This is a genomic window from Pseudomonas sp. 43(2021) (genome assembly GCF_017490805.1).
Lineage (GTDB): Bacteria > Pseudomonadota > Gammaproteobacteria > Pseudomonadales > Pseudomonadaceae > Aquipseudomonas.
On record NZ_JAFGYJ010000009.1, the window covers coordinates 12,666 to 33,103 of the forward strand.

Genomic DNA, 20,438 nt, shown 5'->3' on the forward strand with positions numbered 1-20,438 from the left:
GCTCTATGAGAAAGAGGCCCAATGATGCTCGGCACGATCGTGAAAAGCGTGTTTACCTTGCAACCGGGCTACTCGTTGCGGGCGCTGAACAACAAGTACAAATTGACGCTGCAGATTGCCAGGCAATGGCCTGAGCTGAATGCGTTCCTGCAGCGCATGACCGCAGCCCTGGGCCAGCACGGTCTGCAGCGGCTGGGCGTGGATTGCATCGGTGTCGTGCAGTGGCCCTACCTCAGCAAATGCTGGGAAGCCCCGCAGCGCCTGGAGGTGGTGGCTTCGCACTTCGAAGTGCTGGCCGGGCAGTTCCCGGCGCTGTTGCTGCTGGGGCGGGACGAAAGCCTGACGCTGTGCGAACTGTCCAGCCATTCGCCGGGCTGTCGCCTGGTGCTGGACCGGCCGATCTGGTTCAAGCGCGAAGGCGAGCTGGTATTGAACCTGTTCCAGGGCGACCTGCGCGTGGCTTCCCTGGCGTTCAGCCTGTGCCGCAGCCAGGGCGAACTGTGCCTGTTCATCGGTGCCGTGCAGGGTATTCACAAGGGTGTCGACAGCGAAACCTCACTGGCCATCTACCGCGACCTGACCAAGGACTTCGAAGGGTTACGCCCCCGCAGCCTGCTACTCGAGGGGTTGAAGTGCCTGGCCAGGACCCTGGGCGTGGCGCACCTGTATGCCGTCAGTGATGCCTGCCGCCACCATCGGCACGCGTATTTTGGCAACGACAAAGGCCAGGACCTGGCAGCCGATTACGACGTGATCTGGCGTGAACACGGGGCTTCTGCGTCGAACCATGCAGACTTCTTTGCCCTCCCGCTGGCCGCAGTACAGCGGGCGCTAGAGGACACACCGGCGAAGAAACGGGCGATGTACCGCCGCCGCCAGGCGTTGCTCGACGATGTTTTCGCCCGCTTGCAGGCCGCGTTACCAGGCAGCGGTGACAACCTTGAGCTACAAGGAAAGCAGGGGAGTGCACCTGACGAGGTGGCATCGGCGGGAGCCTGAAGTAACGGCTGACGCTGCCGCGACAGGGCTGAGGGTTCATTACGCGGGTCTTGATCTGGATTCCTATGCGCATTGCTTATTTCATCAATCAGTACCCGAAGGTCAGCCACAGTTTCATCCGCCGTGAGATCCTGGCGCTGGAGCGCCAGGGGGTAGAGGTGCAGCGTATCGCCCTGCGCGGCTGGGACGCCGAGCTGCAGGACGCCGAGGACACCAGCGAGCAGGACAGGACCCGTTATGTGCTGCGAAGTGGCATCAAGGGCTTGCTGCCACCGGCCTGGCAGGTATTGCGCACGCAGCCGCGGCGGTTCTTCCAGGCGCTGTTGCTGGCCATGCGCCTTGGCCTGCGGGCCGACCGCACCTGGCCCTACCACCTGGTCTACCTGGCCGAGGCCTGCCAGGTACTGCAGTGGTTGCAGGCAGGCGAGGCAAAACACGTGCACGCGCATTTCGGCACCAATTCCACCGAGGTGGTGATGCTGGCCAACGTGCTGGGTGGGCCAGCTTACAGCTTTACCGTGCACGGGCCGGAAGAGTTCGACAAGCCGCAGTTCCTGCACATGGGCGAGAAGGTGCGGCGTGCCGCTTTTGTCGCGGCGGTCAGCTCGTACGGGCGCAGCCAGTTGTTTCGCTGGGTGGCACACGACCAATGGGCCAAGGTGAAGGTGGTGCATTGCGGCCTTGAACGCAGCTTCCATGAAGTGGCACCGGTCAGCGTGCCCACGACGCCGCGCCTGGTGTGTGTTGGCCGCCTGTGCGAGCAGAAAGGGCAGCTGCTGTTGCTCGAAGCCACGCGGATACTTGCCGCCCGGTCGATCGATTGCGAGCTGGTGCTGGCCGGCGACGGTGAGATGCGTGGGCAGATCGAGGCGTTGATCGCCCGGCACGGCTTGCAGCAGCAGGTACGCATTACCGGCTGGATCAGCAGCGCGCAGGTGCGCGAGGAAATCCTTGCTGCGCGCGCGTTGGTGCTGCCGAGCTTTGCCGAGGGTTTGCCAGTGGTGATCATGGAGGCCATGGCTTTGCGCCGGCCAGTGCTGACCACCTATGTGGCAGGCATTCCCGAGCTGGTGCGGCCGGGCGAGAACGGCTGGTTGTTCCCCGCCGGTGCCGTGGACGAGCTGGCGGTGGCCATGGCCGAGTGCCTGGCGCAACCTGCCGAAGTGCTCCAGCGCATGGGCGAGGCGGCTCGCCAACGTGTGCTGCAACGGCATGACATCGATACCGAGGCGGCCAGGCTGGCCGGCTATTTCAAGGCATCCGCATGATGAGTGTACTGGCTTGGTTACTGGGCGTGCTGGCGGCCATCGTCCTGTTGCCGGTACTGCTGCTGCTGTTGCAGGTGCTGATGGCCTGCCTGCCGGCGCGCGCGCAACCGTCGGGCAGCAACGCTCGTCCGCAGGTGGCAGTGCTGGTGCCTGCCCATGACGAGGCTTCGATCATTCGTGCCACGCTGGCGAGCATTGCCCCGCAGTTGCGGCCTGGCGACCGCTTGCTGGTGGTGGCGGACAACTGCACTGACGATACTGCGCAACTGGCGCGCGAGGCCGGTGCCGAAGTGGTGGAACGTCACGACCCGCAGTTGCGCGGCAAGGGCTACGCCCTGGACTTTGGTGTGCGCCACCTGGCCGAGCAGCCGCCCGAGGTGGTGATCGTGGTGGATGCCGATTGCCAGGTGGGCGAGGGGGCGATCGAGCGCCTGGCGCGGTGCTACCGCGAGGTCGCTCGCCCGGTGCAGGCGCTGTACCTGATGCGCGCACCGGCAGGGGCCGGGCTGAAAGTGCAGGTTGCCGAGTTTGCCTGGCGGGTCAAGAACCTGGTGCGCCCGCGTGGCTGGGCTCGGCTGGGCCTGCCTTGCCAGTTGATGGGGGCGGGCATGGCGTTCGGCTGGCGTGACCTGGCCTTGATCGACCTGGCCAATGGGCACCTGGTGGAGGATTTGAAGCTGGGCCTGGACCTGTGCCAGCAGGGCAAGCCGCCAGTGTTCTGCCCCGAGGCGGTGGTCAGCAGCCAGTTCCCTGCCAGCCAGCGAGGCCTGGGTAGCCAGCGCACACGCTGGGAGCATGGGCACCTGGGCATGATGCTGGCCGATGCGCCCAGGCGTGCGCTGGTCGCAATCACCCAGCGTAACAGCAGCTTGCTGGCCATGACCCTGGACCTGCTGGTGCCTCCCCTGGCATTGCTCGCACTGGCCCTGCTCGGGCTTAACCTTGTGGCCTGGCTGGCGTACCTGCTGTTCGGCCTGGCGGCACCTGCGTGGATCGCCCTTTGCGCGCTGGCGTTGCTGGGCCTTGCCATCGTGCTGGCCTGGGCGCGCTTCTGTCGCGAACTGATCCCGTTTTCCGTGCTGCTGTACGCGCCGTTCTACGCCGCAAGGAAGGTCCCCTTGTATCTGGGGTTCCTGATCAGGCGCCAGGTGGAATGGGTACGTTCGAAACGGGATGAAGACTGATGGCAGAGTGGCAGAAACGCTGGAACACCCTGGTCGGCAAGCTCGAAGTGGTGGCTGATGCCGCTGCTGCGCAGCGCCTGCTCGCCCAGCTGGCCGCCCCGCAGGCCGCGACCGTGCTGGGCTTCGTCAATGCCCATGCAATGAACCTGGTGGTGCGCGATGGTGCGTACCACCAGGCATTGTCGGCGGCCGACGTGCTGTTGCGCGACGGCTCCGGCATGGCGATTCTCTATCGCCGGCTGGGGCTTGAACCTGGGCTCAACATGAATGGTACCGACTTCATTCCTCGGCTCATGGCCGCCTACCGCGGGCGACGGGTCGCGTTCTGGGGCACCCGGCAACCTTACCTGGACCAGGCGGTGCAGCGCAGCGCAGCCCTGTTCGGGGTGGTGCCGGTGTCGGTTCACGATGGCTTTGCCGGCATCGATACCTACCTGCAACTGGCCAGGGAGCAGCAACCGGAGCTGATCGTGCTGGGCATGGGCATGCCCAGGCAGGAGGCGGTGGCGGCAAGGCTGGCGGCCACTGGCGAGCCGTGCCTGATCGTGTGCGGTGGCGCGATCCTGGACTTTCTTGGCGGCAAGGTCAGCCGGGCGCCTGAATGGCTGCGGCGGTTTGGCGGGGAGTGGCTGTACCGGCTGATGCGCGAGCCGAAGCGTTTGTTCATGCGCTATGTAGTGGGCAACCCGTTGTTCTTGCTGCGCACCTTGCTGTACCGCCGGGGCGGAGGGGGCGCCAGGCGCACCGTATGAGTCGGTCGGCATTCGTGCGGGCGGTGATTCCGGGCACACTGATAGCGGTTGGCTGCTACAGTGAGATCAACGGCTGGGGGCTGCACGATTCTGTTTCACTGGCTTTGCATGAGCCGTTGTCAAGACTGCTGTTTGATGCAAGGCAGTTGCTACGCGCAAATCGATGAGGTCTGAAATGGTTTTCGAACCCAGAAGCAGTCGTTCCTTACTGCAAAGAAGAAGCAGCGTAAGTAACGCCATTCAGGCCGGCCTCGATGGAATTGCAGTCACCAGTATTGCCTGGTACCTGATCTACGACCAGTTTGGCTACATCACTTCCGATTACGTGATCATGCTGCTGTTGCTGGTTGGCGCACTGGCAGTCATCTACGATCACTATGCAATCTACCGTACCAACGTCGGGCTCTCCATCAAGGCTTTCCGGCTGTTCAAGGCCTGGTCGGCAACCTTTTGCCTGCTGGTGGTCATGGCCTTCCTGACCAAGCAGAGCGAAACCTATTCGCGGCTATTGGTCGTGCAGTTGTTCATCATTGGCTACATCGCCCAGTTGTTCCTGCATTTTGCCGTGCGAGAGTTGCAAAAGCGTTTTACCGCCCATGCACGCCTGGACAACGCCCTGATCATTGGTGCCGGTGATCTGGCCAATTTCCTGTATCAGAAAATCAGTAACAACCCTTGGTTCGGCGAGCGGGTGCTGGGTTGCGTGCTGATCGCGGCCGAGGAGCCGGGGCGCGAAAGCCCCGAAGGCAAGCAGCGCCTGCCGGTGCTCGGGCATATTGCCGAGCTCGACGATATCGTGGCCCGCTACGGCATTCGCACGGTCTACCTGGTGACCCCATTGGGTGGCTCCGAGGTGATCAACGATGTGTATTTGAGGCTGCTCGACAAGTGCATTGCGGTGAACTGGGTACCGGATATCTTCTCGTTGCGCCTGATCAACCATAGCGTGCGGGAAATTGCCGGCATTCCTGTACTGACCTTGTCGGAAACACCGCTGACGGGCATGAGCCTGTTCCTGAAGAACCTCGAAGACAGGGTATTGGCGGCGCTGATCCTGCTGTTTGCATCGCCGGTGTTGCTGGCCGTTGCCCTGGCCATCAAGCTCGATAGCCGCGGCCCGGTGTTCTTCCGTCAGGAACGCACCGGCTGGACCGGGGAAGCGTTCCGTATCTGGAAGTTCAGGAGCATGCATGTCCACCAGCCGGAAGAGGGCGTGGTCAAGCAGGCGCAGAAGAATGATCCGCGGCTGACCCGGGTCGGCGCCTTTATCCGCCGCACCAGCCTGGATGAACTGCCGCAGTTGTTCAATGTGCTGACTGGGGAGATGTCGCTGGTCGGGCCGCGGCCGCATGCATTGCAGCATGACACGCTGTATTCGCAGGACATCGTCGACTACTTTGCCCGCCACAATATCAAGCCTGGCATGACCGGCCTGGCGCAAGTGCGCGGGTTCAGGGGCGAGACCAAGGATATCGAGCAGATGATCCAGCGGGTGGACTCGGACATCGAGTACATCAACAACTGGTCGCTGTGGCTGGATTTCGTGATTCTGGTGCGCACACTCAGCGCCTTTACCGGCAAGCAGGCCTACTGACACAGCACTGTCGGTAAAGGAGCAAATTTCGTATGCGCCCTGCGCACCCTGTGGGAGTGGGTTTACCCGCGAAGAATCCAACACGGTGCATGGCACCGGCTGTGCCGGTGTTCGCGGCTAAAGCCGCTCCCACAGGGTCCCTGCCAATTCAATGAGTCACTCGTAATTCCATGAAAGTGTGCAAGCGCTTTTGGCTGGCCTAGTCCTTGTTCAGCGGGTGCAGCTCCCTGAACCCCCGCGCTTCCTCCACCAGCCAGTCATGCACCGCCCGGGCCCCCGGCTGGTTCAACCCGCCCGGTGGGTAATGCACCACATAGCGCTTGTGATTGGCGATCGGCACCCCGAACGGCACGATCAGCGCACCGCGCTCCAGTTCGTCGTTGAGCAGCGTGCGGCGGGCAATCGCCACGCCAATGCCGGCAATCGCCGCCTCGATGGTCAGGTGGTTGCGGTTGAAGGTGTGCCCGCGCCGTACATCCAGGCCGGCGGCGCCGATGCCCTCCAGGTAGAACTCCCATTCGGCATACTCCGAACTGCCGCGCCAGGCCGTGATGTCGTGCAGCAGCGGGTAGTGTGCCAGGTCCGCCGGCCCGTGCAGCGGTGGGCGCCCGCGCAGCAAGGTGGGGGAACACACGGGGAAGATCTGCTCGTCCAGCAGCGGCGTCGAGAGCATGCCGGGGTAGCTGCCGTCGTTCAGGTCGATGGCCAGGTCGAAATCGCCCGGAGTCAAGGCCTGGGCACTGTCTTCGGCCACCAGGCGCAGCTCGATGTCCGGGTAGCGTTGCTGAAAGCGCGGCAGGCGGGGCGTGAGCCATTTGGCCAGGAACGACGGGATCGAGCGCAGGCGCAAGGTGCCGCGGATTTCACCGGCGTCCAGGCGCAGCAGTTCGGCTTCGATGCTGCCGTAGGCTTCGGCCACCGTCTGCGCCAGGCGTTGCCCTTCGGCGCTCAGTTCCACGCCGCGCGCGCGGCGCAGGAACAGCCGGTAGCCCAGGCGTTCTTCCAGCTGGCGCATCTGTTGGCTGACTGCACCCGGGGTGATGTGCAGTTCTTCGGCACAGCGGGTGAAGGACAAGTGCCGGGCCGCACAGGCGAACACATGCAGCCAGACGAACATCTGGCCATTGAGTTGTCGTCGCATCGTTTAGTTCCACTAAAGCCTTGCTTAGGAAGTTTCGTTGGTCATCCGTGAGCCAGCTAGGCAGTATCGCGCAACTTCGCAATACCGCTCAATTTTTCCAGATAACCGTGCTGCGGCTTCATACCCGGGTACGGTCAGGCATTAGCATGGCTATCAGTGTTTTCGACCTTTTCAAAATCGGCATCGGGCCGTCCAGTTCCCACACCGTCGGCCCGATGCGGGCGGCGGCTACCTTTGCCCAAGTCCTGCGTGAGCAAGGGCTGTTGGCCAGGGTAAGCCGTGTCGAGGTGCGGCTTTACGGGTCGCTGTCAGCTACCGGGGTTGGCCACGCCACCGATCGCGCCTGCCTGCTCGGCCTGATGGGGCAGTGGCCGGACCGTATCGACCCGGCCACTATCGAGTCGCGCATTGGCCAGGTGATGCAGGAGCACTGCCTGATGCTCGATGGCAGCCACCCGCTGGCGTTCGAGTACAGCCGCGACATGCTGCTGCTCGACGAGAACCTGCCGTACCACCCCAATGCCATGAGCCTGGAAGCCATGGACGGGCAGGGCAGCCTGTTGCGCCAGACCTACTATTCGGTGGGCGGTGGCTTTATCGTCGAGCAAGCCGAGATCGATGCGCCATCAGGCGAAGCGGACACGGTGGCGCTGCCGTACGAGTTCGACAGTGCTGCGCAGTTGCTGGCCTTGTGCAAGGCCCATGGCTTGAGCGTGGCGCAACTGATGATGGCTAACGAATGTGCCTGGCGCCCAGAGGCCGAAGTACGTGAAGGCCTGCTGCGGATCTGGGCCGCCATGCGTGAGTGCGTCGACAACGGCTTGCGCAATGAAGGCATCCTGCCTGGCGGGTTGCACGTCAAGCGCCGCGCGGCGCGGCTGCATCGCAGCCTGCAGGAACTGGGCAAGCCCAATGTGATCGGGTCCACCCTCAGTGCCATGGAGTGGGTCAACCTGTTCGCCCTGGCGGTGAATGAAGAGAACGCCGCCGGCGGGCGCATGGTGACTGCGCCTACCAACGGTGCTGCCGGCATCATTCCGGCGGTGCTGCACTACTACATGAAGTTCAACCCGGGCGCGTGCGACGCGGATGTGGTGGACTTCCTGCTGGCGGCAGCGGCGGTAGGCATCCTGTGCAAGAAGAACGCGTCGATTTCCGGGGCCGAGGTTGGCTGCCAGGGCGAGGTGGGCTCGGCCTGTTCAATGGCCGCTGCCGGCCTGGCCCAGGTGCTGGGTGCTACACCGCCGCAACTGGAAAATGCCGCCGAGATTGCCCTGGAGCATAACCTTGGGCTGACCTGCGACCCGGTGGGTGGCCTGGTGCAGGTGCCGTGCATCGAGCGCAATGCGATTGCAGCAGTGAAGGCGATCAACGCCGTGCAAATGGCGTTGCGGGGGGACGGCGAGCACTTCATTTCGCTGGATCGGGTGATCCGCACCATGCGTGATACCGGGGCGGACATGCACGCCAACTACAAGGAGACCTCGCGCGGCGGCCTTGCTGTTGCGTTCGTGGAGTGTTGACGGGACTGTTAAAAATGCTAGTTGCCGACTGTTGCCGATATTTCCATGATGGCCTCAATCATCCTGGATATCACCGCTATGAATGGCTTTTTGCAAAAGTACACAGGTAATTTGCTGTTTTACTCTGGCCGGGAACTGGTGTGTCAAACTGGAAAAGAAATGGCGCGTCTTTTGTACGCGAGTAGTCAATTACTGGTACAGCAGTCTGAAGACCTTAAACTCTTGCAAACTGCAGGTAACAATACGGTAATCGCTGCATGGAGAAGAGGTGGGGGAGAGCGGGCTACTTACTGCCCTTATGGCTTTTCATTGCTGGAGCAGGTATTAGCACTGGCAGGTTTCAACGGTCAATGGCGTGACCCAGTCGGAGGCGGTTATCCACTTGGTCTAGGAAAACGGTTTTTTAGTGTAACGCTCACGAGATTCTGTTCCCCTGATACTGAAAGCCCATTTGGCCGGGGCGGTCTGGGCTCATACAACTATTGCTCCGGGGATCCGGTAAATTTCCACGACCCTTCTGGGTGTTTTCGCTGGCCATGGCAATCTATAAAAGGTGTCAAGAGTGCGATGGATCGGGCAGGCTTGAAAGCTCCGGAGCTAAAGCATTTGATTAAAGCCGCTATAAAAGAAGATCCTCAACTGGAAGGCGGGCTGTATTTTCAGGTCGAGAGACCATTCGGGGCTATGGAAGTTACGCTGCAGAAGGGTAAAGGGACTGCTGGAGCTGCAGTTATCAAATGGGGAGCAGGCAGGTATCACATGAAGACCGAATATGGAGATTTGCCCGATGCGGCGAATAACCCACGTTTGCACTCGACTGGGCAAGGGGTTTTTGCTTCGGATAATAAAGCCATTGTCACTTCCATTTACCGAAAGGCAGCGTTCATTCGTGGGCCTAGAGCTGACTATTAGAGTTCGTAGCCTGGAGTAATGTACAAAGACGGGGCTGCAAAGCAACCCCGTTTGTCCATGGCTGGGTGCAAGACTAACGGTTCTTCTGTTTCGCTGCCAGGAAGCTCGCGCGCATGTCCTTGGCCCAGCCGTCCAGCACCGGCTTGACGTCATTCAAAGTCAGTTTTGTGGTCTTGTTCTCCAGTTCCTGCCCCGTGCCCTTGCGCACGACCTGGGCCAGCACCTTCTGGCTGGAACCATCGAGGAACGCAGCTTCCACACCGACATCCACCTCTTGGTCACGGCCGCCCATGGCAGTGTTCACACCGGCCGAAATCAAGGCGATCGGGATCACTTCATAGGGCTTGAGGCCCTCGTTGCTGGTCGACACTGCCGTGATTGCCGGGCGCACCACGATCACACCCGGGCCGGGGCCCTTGGCCAGCGGCACGACGCTGCCCATTTCACGGCGCAGCGCTTCATTGAAGTAACGGGTGATTTCCTGCAGCGTCTGCGTCGAGATGACCTCCGTCGGCTGCGGCTTGGGGTAGAACTGGCTGGGCTCGATGAATACCTGGCTGTACTGGTTGACGTTGACCTTGGGGTCGATCCAGCGCATCACCGGGTCACCCGAAGGGCTCTTGGCTTCCTGCAGCCGGCTGTAATCCTTGAGGAAGCCGGAATAGTCCTTGGGGTCCACGCGATTGCTGGAGCAGGCGGCCATGGTAAGCAGTGCGGCGCACAACAGGGTAATGCGGGGCAATGATTTCATGATGAAGATGCATCCATGATAGGTCGGCCAGAACAACGCTAGCAGGTGCGTGACAGTTGGCCAGTGGGTAGGTTCCAATCCTTTGTGAAAAGGTAAAAAGTTGCGGCTGGAAGGGTTTGCCTGGAGGTTTTCTGCGGCTGTGAGACCGAGCGCCACCCGCGCGGCGCTCGGTCTCACAGCCGCAGAAAACCTCCAGGCGCACTCAACCCAGCACCTCACGCAATCGGTACCACAACATCCCCAGCGCCAGCAGCGGCGAGCGCAGTGCCTTGCCGCCGGGGAAGGTCAGATGTGGTACCGCGCTGAAGACGTCCAGCCCCTGGCTGTGGCCAAGCGCGATGCTTTCGGCCAACAGCTTCGCTGTCCAGTGGGTGACGTTGAGCCCGTGCCCGGAATAGCCCTGGGCGTAATACACATTGGGGTGCTGGCTGAGGCGCCCGACCTGGGGGAAGCGGTTGGCGGTGATGCCGATCATTCCGCCCCACTGGTAGTCGATACGCACGTTGGCCAGTTGCGGGAACACCTTCAGCACCTTGGGCCGCATGTAGGCGGCGATGTCCTTGGGGTCGCGGCCAGAATAGTGACAGGCGCCACCGAACAGCAGGCGCCGGTCTGCCGTGAGACGGTAGTAGTCCAGGCCGACCTTCTGGTCGCACAGCGCCATGTTCTGCGGGATCAGGCTGCTGGCCAGTGCTTCAGGCAATGGCTCGGTGGCCACCACGTAGCTGCCGGCCGGCAGCACCTTGCCGCTCAGGCGTGGCTCCAGTTCATCGAGGTGGGCGTTGCAACCCAGCACCAGGCTGCTTGCCCGCACCTTGCCGCGGGCCGTGTGCAGGGTCACGCGGGGGCCGTGCTCGATGCGCAGCACCGGGCTCTGCTCGAAGATGCGTACGCCCAGGCCGTGGGCGGCGCGGGCTTCGCCCTGGACCAGGTCGAGCGGGTGCAGGTGGCCCGAGCCCATGTCCACCAGGCCGCCGGCGTACTGGTCGCTGGCGACGATTTCATGCAGCTGGTCGGCACTGACCAGGCGGGTTTGAGGGCGATAGCCGAGTGCAAGCAGGTCATCCTGTTCGTCCTTGAAGGCGGCGAACTGTGCAGGGGTGTTGGCCAGTTCGCAGAAGCCCCAGCGCAGGTCGCAGGCAATGCCGTACTGGGCGATGCGGCTGGCCACCAGCGCCACCGAGTCGATGCCGGCCTGCTTCAGGTAATGCACGCCGTCCTGGCCGACATGCCGGGCAAAGCTGCTGACGTCATGGCCGATGCCGCGAATCAGCTGGCCGCCGTTGCGGCCGCTGGCCCCCCAGCCGATGCGCCGGCCTTCCAGCAGCACCACCGAGAGCCCGCGCTCAGCCAGTTCCAGGGCGGTATTGACCCCGGTCAGCCCGCCGCCGACCACACACACATCGGCGGTCAGTTCGCCCTCCAGGCTGGGGTAGGGCGCCGCATTGCGTGCCGTGGCGGCATAGTACGAAGCGGTGTGTTGGGTAGTGAAAGACATGAGCGTTCTCGACTCAGCGGTTGGACTTGATCTTGCTCCAGGAGCGGGTCATGACGCGCATGATCTTCGGGCTCGGCGTGCTGGAAATGTACAGCTTGTCCAGCACGTCCTGGGGGGGGTAGATCTCGGGGTTGTTGACCAGCGACGCGTCCATGTAGGCCTGGGCATCGGGGTTGGCGTTGGCATATCCGACCGTGGCGCTGACCTTGGCGATTACCTTGGGGTCGAGCAGGTAGTTGATGAACGCCAGGGCCTGTTCGGGGTTGTTGGCGTCTTTGGGGATGGCCAGCAGGTCGAACCACAGGTTGCTGCCTTCCCTGGGAATGCTGTAGGCGACTTTCACGCCGTTTTTCGCCTCCACGGCGCGGTTGGCGGCCTGGAACACGTCGCCGGAGTAGCCGAAGGCCACGCAGACATCGCCATTGGCCAGGTCGGAAACATACTTGGAGGAGTGGAAGTAGGTGATGTAGGGGCGCAGTTCGAGCAGGCGGGCTTCCGCCTTGGCATAGTCAGCCGGTTTTTCGCTGCGCGGGTCCATGCCCAGGTAGTTGAGCATGGCCGGGAACAGTTCGTCGGGCGAATCCATGAACGCCACGCCGCACTGCTTGAGCTTTTTCAGGTTCTCGGGCTCGAACAGCACTGCCCATGAATCGATATGGTCGATACCCAGGGCCGCCTTGACCTTGTCGACGTTGTAGCCGATGCCGTTGGTGCCCCACAGGTAGGGTACGGCGTACTGGTTGCCTGGGTCGTTCTGTTCAAGCTGCTTGAGCAGCTTGGGGTCCAGGTGCTGCCAGTTCGGCAGCTTGCTGCGGTCCAGCGGCAGGAAGGCGCCGGCCTGGGCCTGGCGTGCGAGGAAGTGGTTGGATGGCACCACCACGTCATAGCCGGTGCGCCCGGCCAACAGCTTGCCTTCCAGGGTTTCGTTGGAGTCGAACACGTCATAGACCACCTTGATCCCGCTGCTGGCCTGGAAGTCGGCCAGGGTGGTGTCACCGATGTAGTCGGTCCAGTTGTACACACTGACCGAGGGGGTGGCCTGGGTGGTGGTGGCGAACAGCAGGGTGAATGCGGCGGGGATCAGGGCTTGCAGATGACGCATGGGGACACCTCGTTGGTCTTGTTCTTCGAGTTCGGTGCAGGGGCTCGTGCCCTGTGGGAGCGGGTTTACCCGCGAATACGTCGTTGAATGCACCCCAGCATTCGCGGGTAAACCCGCTCCCACAGGTACCGCGAAAGGTCAGACGCTCAGCATCAGGAATTCACGCTCCCACGAGCTGATCACGCGCTTGTAGTTCTCATGCTCGGCACGCTTGACCGCCACATAACCCTGGACGAACTGCTTGCCCAGATACTGCTGCACGGTCTCGCAGTCTTCCATGTGCTGCAGGGCGTCCTCGATGGTGATCGGCAGGCGCAGGTTGCGCCGCTCGTAGGCACGGCCCTGCACCGGTGCGCTGGGTTCGATGCGCTCGACCATGCCCAGGTAGCCGCACAGCAGGCTGGCGGCGATGGCCAGGTACGGGTTGGCATCGGCGCCCGGCAGGCGGTTTTCCACGCGCATCGCCTCGGGGCTGGAGGTGGGCACGCGCAGGCCGGCGGTGCGGTTTTCTTCACCCCACTCGACGTTCACCGGTGCCGAGGTGTCCGGCAGGAAGCGGCGGAACGAGTTGACGTTGGGCGCGAACATCGGCAGCAACTTGGGGATGTACTTCTGCAAACCGCCGATGTGGTACAGGAACAGCTGGCTCATGCTGCCGTCTTCATTGGCGAAGATCGGCTTGCCGGTGGCGATGTCCACCACGCTCTGGTGCAGGTGCATGGCACTGCCCGGCTCGTCGGTGATCGGCTTGGCCATGAAGGTGGCGGCCACGTTGTGCTTGAGCGCCGCTTCACGCATGGTGCGCTTGAACACGGTGATCTGGTCGGCCAGGTCCAGGGCGTCGCCATGGCGGAAGTTGATCTCCATCTGCGCCGGGCCGTCTTCATGGATCAGCGTGTCCAGGTCCAGGCCCTGGATCTCGCACCAGTCGTAGACGTCTTCGAACAGCGGGTCGAATTCGTTGGCGGCATCGATCGAGAACGACTGGCGGCCGCTTTCGGCGCGGCCGGAGCGCCCCAGCGGCACTTGCAGCGGCAAGTCCGGGTCTTCGCAGCGCTGGGTCAGGTAGAACTCCATCTCTGGTGCCACGATCGGCTGCCAGCCCTTGTCGGCGTACAGCTTGAGCACCTTCTTCAGCACGTTGCGCGGCGACAGTTCGATGGGGTTGCCTTGCTTGTCGAAGGTGTCGTGGATCACGATCGCGGTCGGCTCGATCGCCCACGGGATCTGGTACACCGCGGCCGGGTCGGGGCGGCAGACCATGTCGATGTCGGCGGCATCGAGCAGGTTGTAGTAGATGTCATCGTCAACGTAGTCGCCGGTGACCGTCTGCAGCAGCACGCTCTCGGGCAGGCGCATGCCGCGCTCGTGGAGAAACTTGGCGGTGGGCGCGATCTTGCCACGGGCGATGCCGGTCAGGTCGCTGATCACGCATTCGACTTCGGTGATCCGGTGTTCTTTCAGCCAGGTGGACAGCTGATCGAAGGGGGCGTTCATACAGACCTCTTGGTTGGGTTTTAGTGTGGGAGCGAGTGTGCCGGCGTAAACCGTTGTGTGGTTTCGAAGGCGTCCCGCTTCCCAGGTGACGCGCTGGAGACTATCTTGGTCGCAGCCAGCAAGGCTGATCTATCCACTTTCTCCGGCAATGAATGCACCAAAAGAGTGCAACTAGGACCGAGCGTGACAACCGCAAATGCCCTGCAAGTCCAGGCTTTCCACACCACCGACGTTACCGAACAAGTACGTGCCACCCCTGGCTGGCAGCAGCAGTACCGGCAAATGTCGCCCGGGCATTTCAGCGGTGAGCTGCGTTGCCTGGGGCTGGACGGGGTGGAGGTTTACGAAGAGCGGCTGAACACCCGGGTGGAGCAGTTTTTCCGCGCGCCGAGCGGTTCGCTGGCGTTCTGCTTCGACCGCAGCGAGAACAGCCTGTACCTGCTGAACGAACAGAGCCGCAACATCTGGATCACGCCGGAGAACTACCAGGAAGTGGCGGTGGTGTTCGATCAGGCCTTCCTGGCCCGCCATGGGCTTGACCCGCAGCGCCTGGAAGGGTTGTTCATGGTGCCGCTGGGCAGCGGGCAGAATGCGCTGTTCGGCAGTTGGCTGAGCGCGACGTTGACCCGCCTGGGCGAGGACGATTGCCCGCTGCAGGGGCAGGCCCTGGCGGAGCAACTGCTGGAAGACTGCCTGTTCATCCTCGACAACGCCTGCCAGCGCCTGCAGGGCGTGGCGTTGGGCCGGCGTGACGAGGAACGGGCGATCATGCGCCGGGTGAGCGAGTGGGCGGCCGACTGCCCGGAGGAAACCCTGAACCTGGTGGAGCTGGCGGATGTTGCGGGGGTTTCCCTGCGCCAGTTGCAGCAGGCGTTCAAGGCGTTTACCGGTATGACGCCGGCGCACTGGCTGCGCCTGCGCCGGCTGAACGGTGCGCGGCGCGATCTGTTGCGTGGCGGTGGCGTGACCGTCGCCGAAGTGGCGATGCGTTGGTCGTTCTGGCATTTGGGAAGGTTTTCAGAGAGTTACCGGCAATTGTTCAAGGAGTTTCCCAGCGAGACCTTGAAGCGGGGCAGGGGCTGAATTTGATGGTGTAGCTACTGGCCTCTTCGCGGGTGAACCCGCTCCCACAGGATCACCTCGGGGCCAGGCATTGTGAGGTCCCTGTGGGAGCGGGTTCACCCGCGAAGAGGCAGGCCCAGACATACACAGCCCAGCATTCCACCGCGAAAATTGCTATCGTGCCGCCCTGATTCCACCCGAGGTGCCGATGTTCTACCTGCCTTTGCCCAGCGACCAGGCCGACCGCCTCGCCAGCGAGCCCACCACCGATTTCTTCACCACCGCCAGCGTCCTCGACGCCGCCGCAGTGCTGTTCGTGCAAAACCTGCCGCGCCAGCCCGCCATCGCCTCGGCGGATGCGCAGGAGCGCCGCTTTGCCGAGATCGTGCGTATTGCCAACGAAGTCGAAAGCGCCGCACCCGGCCGCTTCCAGGGCCAGGTGGCGCAGCACTTCGATCGCGAAGCCTTCGCCATGGGCCTGGGCATGCTGGGCGAAAACGGTATCGCACTGCTGTCGACCGAGGTGGAGTACCAGGCCGACGAGCTGCTGGACGCCGAGGGCCAGTGGAACTTCCAGTTCGCCGACAGCTACCGCCAGCGGGCAACCCCGCTGCACCCGGTGTACCTGCCGTCCCTGGCCAGCGACCTGATGCTCAGCGACCAGCAGAACCGCCTGTTGCGCGAATTCCTCAGTGGTATCGACGAGTCGGTGGCGGTACAGGGCTTTGCAGGCACCGGCAAGACCTTCCTGATTCACCAGTTCGCCCGCCTGCTCGAGCCGCAGCGTACGCTGTTGCTGGCCTTGACCGAAGGCCAGTTGCGCGCCCTGCAGGCACGGGTCAAGGACGCCGCCGCCTACACCGCGCTGACCTTTGGCCAGCTGGCCGACGAGCTGCTCAACCGCGACCTCACCGGCAACGGCTGGCGCCTGCGCGACCCGTACCGTACCAAGCTGTCGTGGCGCCCGCAGGATGCGCAGGTGGTACGTTGGCTGGCCATCCCTGACATAGGCCCGCTCGCCGCACGCGATGTGGTTGCCTTGTGCATCCGTGCGGTGCGTACGTTCTGCCACAGCGCCGACACCCAGTTGCAGTTGCACCACCTGCCCTGGGCCGGGCCGGGGACCACGCCGCTGGACCAGGAAGTGTTGCTGGAAAAGGCACGGTTGTACTGGCAGGAGCTGATTCGCCCGTCGGCACGGGAAATCCAGTTGCCGGTGCGCGACTACCACCGGGTCAAACTGCTGTCGCTGACCGGTTATGTGATCGACAGCCGCTACACCCATGTCATCGTCGATGAGGCCCACGAGCTGTCGGCACCAATGCTTGCCGTGCTCGACCGCAGCCCGCAGTCGATCATTGCCCTGGGTGACGAGCTGCAGAACCTCAACGGTCTCAGCGCGCACCATGGCGGCTTTATCCGCCAGCGTTATATCGACCATTCACTGCGGGCCGGGCCGGCGATGGACAACGTGCTCAACCCGCTGATCCAGGCACACCCGGCGGCGATCCAGGCGGCCTTCAGTGGCAGCGCCGAGCATTACACCCGGGTCAGCTTCTTCGACACGGTGAGCGTGCCGGAACAGCCTACGGCGCTGATCGTCGACGATGAATGGGGCCTGTTTGGCTGGTTCCAGCGCCTGACCCACCAGGGCGTGCCGTTCGTGCTGCTGAAAAGCGCGCGCAAGGACTTCGAGTTGTTCGTCGAAGACTGCATCGAACTGTACCGCCATGGCACCCGGCCACGTCACCCGATGCTGTTCCGCTATGCCAGCTGGCAGGCGCTGGAGCAGGACAAGGGTGATGACAAGGCGTTCGTTGCCGTGGCCAACATGCTGCGCAAGGGCTACACGCCGGAGCACTTCGCCAGGGCCAAGAGCCGTTACCGCTGGGACAAGGCGCCCAAGCTGTTCCTGGGGCGGGTGCGGGATGTGAAGAACATGGAGTTCGCCCGGGTAATGGTGTCGCCGGAGCTGATGGTGGCGCCGCAAGTGGCGGGGAACCGCAATGAGCGGGCACGGATGCTGGCGGGGTTGTATACCGCCTGTTCGCGGGCGCGGCATGAACTGATCGTGCCGGGGGGGATGCTGGACTGGGTCAAGGACCAGGTTCGCGATTGAGGCCCCTGGGGCTGCTTTTTCAGCCCTTCAAAATCCCTGTGGGAGCGGGTAAACCCGCTCCCACAGGGCCGCAATGCGGCCCCTAAGCATCGGATCAGTTACGGTCCAGCCACACCGTCTGGGCATTGGTGAACTCACGCACACCAAAGTGCGACAGCTCACGCCCGAAGCCGCTCTTCTTCACCCCACCAAACGCCACGCGGGGGTCGGAAGCGCAATAGCCGTTGATGAACACGCCGCCGGTATCCAGCGCCGCGGTCATGCGCTCGGCCAGCGCGTAGTCGGCGGTGTAGATGGTCGAAGCCAGGCCGAATTCGCTGTCGTTAGCCAGCTCCACCGCATGGTCTGCATCCCGTGCGCTGATGATCGCTGCCACCGGCCCGAACAGTTCCTGCTTGAATGCGGTCATGTCCGGGGTAACGTTGGCCAACACAGTCGGCGCGTAGAAGTTGGCGACGCCATCGACCTTGTGGCCACCCAGCAGCAGGGTGGCGCCTTCGGCGATGGTCGCCTGGACCTGGCCATCCAGTTCGTCGCGCAGGTCGTAACGGGCCATCGGGCCGATGTAGGTGCTGTCTTCCAGCGGGTTGCCGACCTTCAGCTCGCGGGTCGCTTCAACGAACTTGCGGGTGAATTCGTCAACGATGCTTTCCTCGACGATCAGGCGCTTGGCCGCAGCGCAGACCTGGCCGGTGTTCTGGTAGCGGCCGATCACCGCAGCCTTCACGGCAGCGTCCAGGTCAGCATCGGCCAGCACGATGAACGGGTCGGAACCGCCCAGCTCCAGCACGCACTTCTTCAACGCGGCGCCGGCTTGTGCACCAATCGCCATGCCGGCACGCACGCTGCCGGTCAGGGTCACCGCGGCGATGCGCGGGTCGTTGATGGCGCGGGTGACGCCGTCCGGGGTCACGTTCAGCACTTCGAACACGCCTTCCGGCAGGCCGGCATCCTTGAACAGCTCGCCCAGCAGGTAGGCGCTGCCCATCACGTTCGGCGCGTGCTTGAGCACGTAGGTGTTGCCGGCCAGGATCGCCGGCACGGCGCCGCGCAGTACCTGCCAGACCGGGAAGTTCCATGGCATCACGGCCAGGATCGGGCCCAGCGGGCGGTATTCGATGCGGGCTTTCTCGACCTGGGTCGGCTCGGGGGCGAGCATGGCCGGGCCGTGCTCGGCGTACCAGCGGCACAGGCCGACGCACTTGCTGACTTCACCGCGCGCCTGGGCGATCGGCTTGCCGATTTCGTGGCTGATCATTTGCGCGAAGGCTTCAGCCTTGGCTTCGAGGGTGCTGGCCAGGGCAAGCAGGTACTCGCTGCGCTGACCCAGCGACACCTGGCGCCACTGGCGGTAGCCAACCTTGGCGCGTTGCAGCGCCGCTTCCAGTGCGGCGTCGGTGTCGAACGGGTAGGCGCCGATCTGCTCGCCGCTGTACGGGTCGAGGGAGATGGCGTGGGTCAGGCTGCTGATCGCGCTCATGGCGGGACACTCTCGTTGTCGTTGATCCGAGACGCCAGACTAGTGGGCTAGGGCTTTATTGAAAACTGAATAATAATGAGCGAAACATTCACGTTTGGAGAAAGACTGTGGACCTGGTGCAACTGGAGATCTTCAAGGCCGTGGCAGAGCAGGGGAGTATCAGCGCCGCCGCGCAGCACATCCATCGGGTGCCGTCGAACCTGACCACGCGCATCAAGCAACTGGAAGAGGACCTGGGCGTGGAGCTGTTCATCCGTGAAAAGAGCCGCCTGCGCCTGTCCCCAGCAGGCTGGAACTTCCTTGAGTACACCCGGCGCATCCTCGACCTGGTGCACGAGGCGCGGCTGACCGTGGCCGGTGAAGACCCGCAAGGTACCTTCGCCCTGGGGTCGCTGGAAAGCACGGCGGCGGTGCGCATCCCGGCCTTGCTGGCGGCCTACAACCAGCGTTACCCCAAGGTCGACCTGGACCTGTCCACCGGGCCTTCCGGGACCATGCTCGAAGGCGTGCTGTCTGGCCGCCTGGTGGCGGCGTTCGTCGATGGGCCGGTGCTGCACCCGACGCTGGAGGGCATGCCGGTGTTCGAGGAAGAAATGATGGTCATCGCGCCGCTCAACCACGCCCCGGTAACCCGCGCCCAGGACGTCAATGGCGAAAGCATCTACGCCTTTCGCGCCAACTGTTCTTACCGCCACCACTTCGAGAACTGGTTCGTCCAGGACCAGGCCGTGCCGGGCAAGATCCACGAGATGGAGTCGTACCACGGCATGCTGGCCTGCGTTAGCGCCGGTGCCGGCCTGGCCATGATGCCGCGCAGCATGCTCGACAACATGCCCGGTTGCAGCACCGTCAGTGCCTGGCCGATGTCGGAGGATTTCCGCTACCTGAAAACCTGGCTGGTGTGGCGACGGGGTACGGTGTCGCGCAGTTTGAGCATGTTCGTGAAATTGCTCGAAGAAGGGCGCGCAAGCTGATGTTCTAACGCAAAACCTACGCCATTGATGCAAATTTCATCCCGACAACCATGCATCAGCACGAACGCCGTTACGCCCGAAGGATCAGATAATAGGTAAGCCATCCTCGAAAGGAGGGTCGTACCATGCGTAACCATCACTATGCCCTCGGCGCGGCGCTGCTGATCGCCCTGGCGCTGCCATGGACCCTGGCCGCCGCCGCCGACCTCAATGCCCCGATCAACATGCAGGCCGTGCAACTGCAACAGCAGGAGCAGAACGGCATCCGCTACCTGCAAGGTGGCATCGGCCAGGATGAAGCCAACGCCCTGCGCAAGACCCCGGGCTATGACCTGCACGTAGAGCTCTCCACCGGCCCGGAAGGTGAGTTCCAGAGCGGTGCCAACGTCGACATCCAGAATGCACAGGGCCAGTCCGTGCTCAGCGTTGTGGATGCCGGGCCGCTGCTGTACGTGCAGTTGCCTCCCGGCAAGTACAAAGTTACGGGCAACGCCCAGGGTGAGACGGTGCAACAGTTGGTGACCGTGAGTGGCAAGGCCCCCACGACCGTTAGCTTGAACTGGCGTTGATGGAAAAACGGGC

General features: G+C 63.1%; 17 protein-coding genes. 11 read left to right on the forward strand and 6 right to left on the reverse strand.

Annotated elements, in window-relative coordinates; translation table 11 throughout:
* Nucleotides 1–21 precede the first annotated feature (21 nt).
* The 5 genes from J5M71_RS09915 (at nt 22) to J5M71_RS09935 (ending at nt 5,797) form a co-directional block, all read left to right on the forward strand.
* A complete protein-coding gene (locus tag J5M71_RS09915) occupies nt 22–999 on the forward strand; it encodes a VirK/YbjX family protein (RefSeq protein WP_207831844.1) in 978 nt (325 codons plus the stop codon).
* Between the two features lie 65 nt (nt 1,000–1,064).
* Nucleotides 1,065–2,267: a glycosyltransferase gene (locus J5M71_RS09920; protein WP_207831846.1), complete on the forward strand. Its 1,203-nt coding sequence runs from the start codon at nt 1,065–1,067 to the stop codon at nt 2,265–2,267.
* Entirely contained in the window at nt 2,264–3,451 is a 1,188-nt protein-coding gene (locus J5M71_RS09925; RefSeq protein WP_207831848.1) for a glycosyltransferase family 2 protein, read from the forward strand. The genes J5M71_RS09920 and J5M71_RS09925 overlap by 4 nt, the downstream gene beginning before the upstream one ends.
* Nucleotides 3,451–4,203 carry a WecB/TagA/CpsF family glycosyltransferase gene (locus tag J5M71_RS09930; protein ID WP_207831850.1) on the forward strand — a complete coding sequence of 251 codons (753 nt, stop codon included), beginning with the start codon at nt 3,451–3,453 and terminating at the stop codon, nt 4,201–4,203. Before J5M71_RS09925 ends, J5M71_RS09930 begins: the two co-directional genes overlap by 1 nt.
* 175 nt (nt 4,204–4,378) lie before the next feature.
* Nucleotides 4,379–5,797: an undecaprenyl-phosphate glucose phosphotransferase gene (locus J5M71_RS09935; protein WP_207831852.1), complete on the forward strand. Its 1,419-nt coding sequence runs from the start codon at nt 4,379–4,381 to the stop codon at nt 5,795–5,797.
* 199 nt (nt 5,798–5,996) lie between these two features.
* Here J5M71_RS09935 and J5M71_RS09940 read toward each other — a convergent pair whose 3' ends face one another.
* On the reverse strand, nt 5,997–6,938 hold the full coding sequence (locus tag J5M71_RS09940) for a LysR substrate-binding domain-containing protein (protein ID WP_207831854.1): 942 nt from the start codon (nt 6,936–6,938) through the stop codon (nt 5,997–5,999).
* A gap of 146 nt (nt 6,939–7,084) precedes the next feature.
* Between J5M71_RS09940 and J5M71_RS09945 the strand changes: the two genes are divergently transcribed.
* Nucleotides 7,085–8,461, forward strand: coding sequence for an L-serine ammonia-lyase (locus J5M71_RS09945; RefSeq protein ID WP_207831856.1), 1,377 nt, complete (start codon nt 7,085–7,087; stop codon nt 8,459–8,461).
* Between the two features lie 45 nt (nt 8,462–8,506).
* Entirely contained in the window at nt 8,507–9,373 is an 867-nt protein-coding gene (locus J5M71_RS09950; RefSeq protein ID WP_207831858.1) for an RHS repeat-associated core domain-containing protein, read from the forward strand.
* A gap of 73 nt (nt 9,374–9,446) precedes the next feature.
* Here J5M71_RS09950 and J5M71_RS09955 read toward each other — a convergent pair whose 3' ends face one another.
* The 4 genes from J5M71_RS09955 to J5M71_RS09970 form a co-directional block, all read right to left on the reverse strand.
* On the reverse strand, nt 9,447–10,124 hold the full coding sequence (locus J5M71_RS09955) for a DUF3313 domain-containing protein (protein ID WP_207831860.1): 678 nt from the start codon (nt 10,122–10,124) through the stop codon (nt 9,447–9,449).
* Nucleotides 10,125–10,326: 202 nt separating this feature from the next.
* The gene (locus J5M71_RS09960) at nt 10,327–11,622 is read right to left on the reverse strand and encodes an FAD-binding oxidoreductase (protein ID WP_207831862.1); all 1,296 of its coding nucleotides are present in this window, start codon (nt 11,620–11,622) and stop codon (nt 10,327–10,329) included.
* 13 nt (nt 11,623–11,635) lie between these two features.
* Nucleotides 11,636–12,724, reverse strand: coding sequence for a polyamine ABC transporter substrate-binding protein (locus tag J5M71_RS09965; protein WP_207831864.1), 1,089 nt, complete (start codon nt 12,722–12,724; stop codon nt 11,636–11,638).
* 138 nt (nt 12,725–12,862) lie between these two features.
* Nucleotides 12,863–14,221, reverse strand: a complete 1,359-nt coding sequence (locus tag J5M71_RS09970; protein ID WP_063914126.1) for a glutamine synthetase family protein — start codon at nt 14,219–14,221, stop codon at nt 12,863–12,865.
* Between the two features lie 183 nt (nt 14,222–14,404).
* Between J5M71_RS09970 and J5M71_RS09975 the strand changes: the two genes are divergently transcribed.
* Nucleotides 14,405–15,304 carry a helix-turn-helix domain-containing protein gene (locus tag J5M71_RS09975; RefSeq protein ID WP_207831866.1) on the forward strand — a complete coding sequence of 300 codons (900 nt, stop codon included), beginning with the start codon at nt 14,405–14,407 and terminating at the stop codon, nt 15,302–15,304.
* 187 nt (nt 15,305–15,491) lie between these two features.
* On the forward strand, nt 15,492–17,402 hold the full coding sequence (locus J5M71_RS09980) for an AAA family ATPase (RefSeq protein ID WP_207831868.1): 1,911 nt from the start codon (nt 15,492–15,494) through the stop codon (nt 17,400–17,402).
* Between the two features lie 94 nt (nt 17,403–17,496).
* Here J5M71_RS09980 and J5M71_RS09985 read toward each other — a convergent pair whose 3' ends face one another.
* Nucleotides 17,497–18,882: an aldehyde dehydrogenase family protein gene (locus J5M71_RS09985; protein WP_207831870.1), complete on the reverse strand. Its 1,386-nt coding sequence runs from the start codon at nt 18,880–18,882 to the stop codon at nt 17,497–17,499.
* Nucleotides 18,883–18,989: 107 nt separating this feature from the next.
* On the opposite strand from J5M71_RS09985, the gene J5M71_RS09990 reads away from it, so the two are divergent.
* Nucleotides 18,990–19,856, forward strand: a complete 867-nt coding sequence (locus J5M71_RS09990; protein WP_063914122.1) for a LysR family transcriptional regulator — start codon at nt 18,990–18,992, stop codon at nt 19,854–19,856.
* Between the two features lie 125 nt (nt 19,857–19,981).
* Nucleotides 19,982–20,425 carry a carboxypeptidase regulatory-like domain-containing protein gene (locus J5M71_RS09995; protein ID WP_207831872.1) on the forward strand — a complete coding sequence of 148 codons (444 nt, stop codon included), beginning with the start codon at nt 19,982–19,984 and terminating at the stop codon, nt 20,423–20,425.
* Nucleotides 20,426–20,438: the final 13 nt, after the last annotated feature.

What these genes read in the sequence shown, in the direction of transcription:
- J5M71_RS09925 (WP_207831848.1), top strand. Translation starts at nt 2,264, where the DNA reads ATGATGAGTGTACTGGCTTGGTTACTGGGCGTGCTGGCGGCCATCGTC.
- J5M71_RS09935 (WP_207831852.1), top strand. Translation starts at nt 4,379, where the DNA reads ATGGTTTTCGAACCCAGAAGCAGTCGTTCCTTACTGCAAAGAAGAAGC.
- J5M71_RS09920 (WP_207831846.1), top strand. Translation starts at nt 1,065, where the DNA reads ATGCGCATTGCTTATTTCATCAATCAGTACCCGAAGGTCAGCCACAGT.
- J5M71_RS09945 (WP_207831856.1), top strand. Translation starts at nt 7,085, where the DNA reads ATGGCTATCAGTGTTTTCGACCTTTTCAAAATCGGCATCGGGCCGTCC.
- J5M71_RS09950 (WP_207831858.1), top strand. Translation starts at nt 8,507, where the DNA reads ATGATGGCCTCAATCATCCTGGATATCACCGCTATGAATGGCTTTTTG.
- J5M71_RS09930 (WP_207831850.1), top strand. Translation starts at nt 3,451, where the DNA reads ATGGCAGAGTGGCAGAAACGCTGGAACACCCTGGTCGGCAAGCTCGAA.
- J5M71_RS09965 (WP_207831864.1), bottom strand. Translation starts at nt 12,724, where the DNA reads ATGCGTCATCTGCAAGCCCTGATCCCCGCCGCATTCACCCTGCTGTTC.
- J5M71_RS09955 (WP_207831860.1), bottom strand. Translation starts at nt 10,124, where the DNA reads ATGAAATCATTGCCCCGCATTACCCTGTTGTGCGCCGCACTGCTTACC.
- J5M71_RS09915 (WP_207831844.1), top strand. Translation starts at nt 22, where the DNA reads ATGATGCTCGGCACGATCGTGAAAAGCGTGTTTACCTTGCAACCGGGC.
- J5M71_RS09985 (WP_207831870.1), bottom strand. Translation starts at nt 18,882, where the DNA reads ATGAGCGCGATCAGCAGCCTGACCCACGCCATCTCCCTCGACCCGTAC.
- J5M71_RS09980 (WP_207831868.1), top strand. Translation starts at nt 15,492, where the DNA reads ATGTTCTACCTGCCTTTGCCCAGCGACCAGGCCGACCGCCTCGCCAGC.
- J5M71_RS09970 (WP_063914126.1), bottom strand. Translation starts at nt 14,221, where the DNA reads ATGAACGCCCCCTTCGATCAGCTGTCCACCTGGCTGAAAGAACACCGG.
- J5M71_RS09940 (WP_207831854.1), bottom strand. Translation starts at nt 6,938, where the DNA reads ATGCGACGACAACTCAATGGCCAGATGTTCGTCTGGCTGCATGTGTTC.
- J5M71_RS09995 (WP_207831872.1), top strand. Translation starts at nt 19,982, where the DNA reads ATGCGTAACCATCACTATGCCCTCGGCGCGGCGCTGCTGATCGCCCTG.
- J5M71_RS09960 (WP_207831862.1), bottom strand. Translation starts at nt 11,622, where the DNA reads ATGTCTTTCACTACCCAACACACCGCTTCGTACTATGCCGCCACGGCA.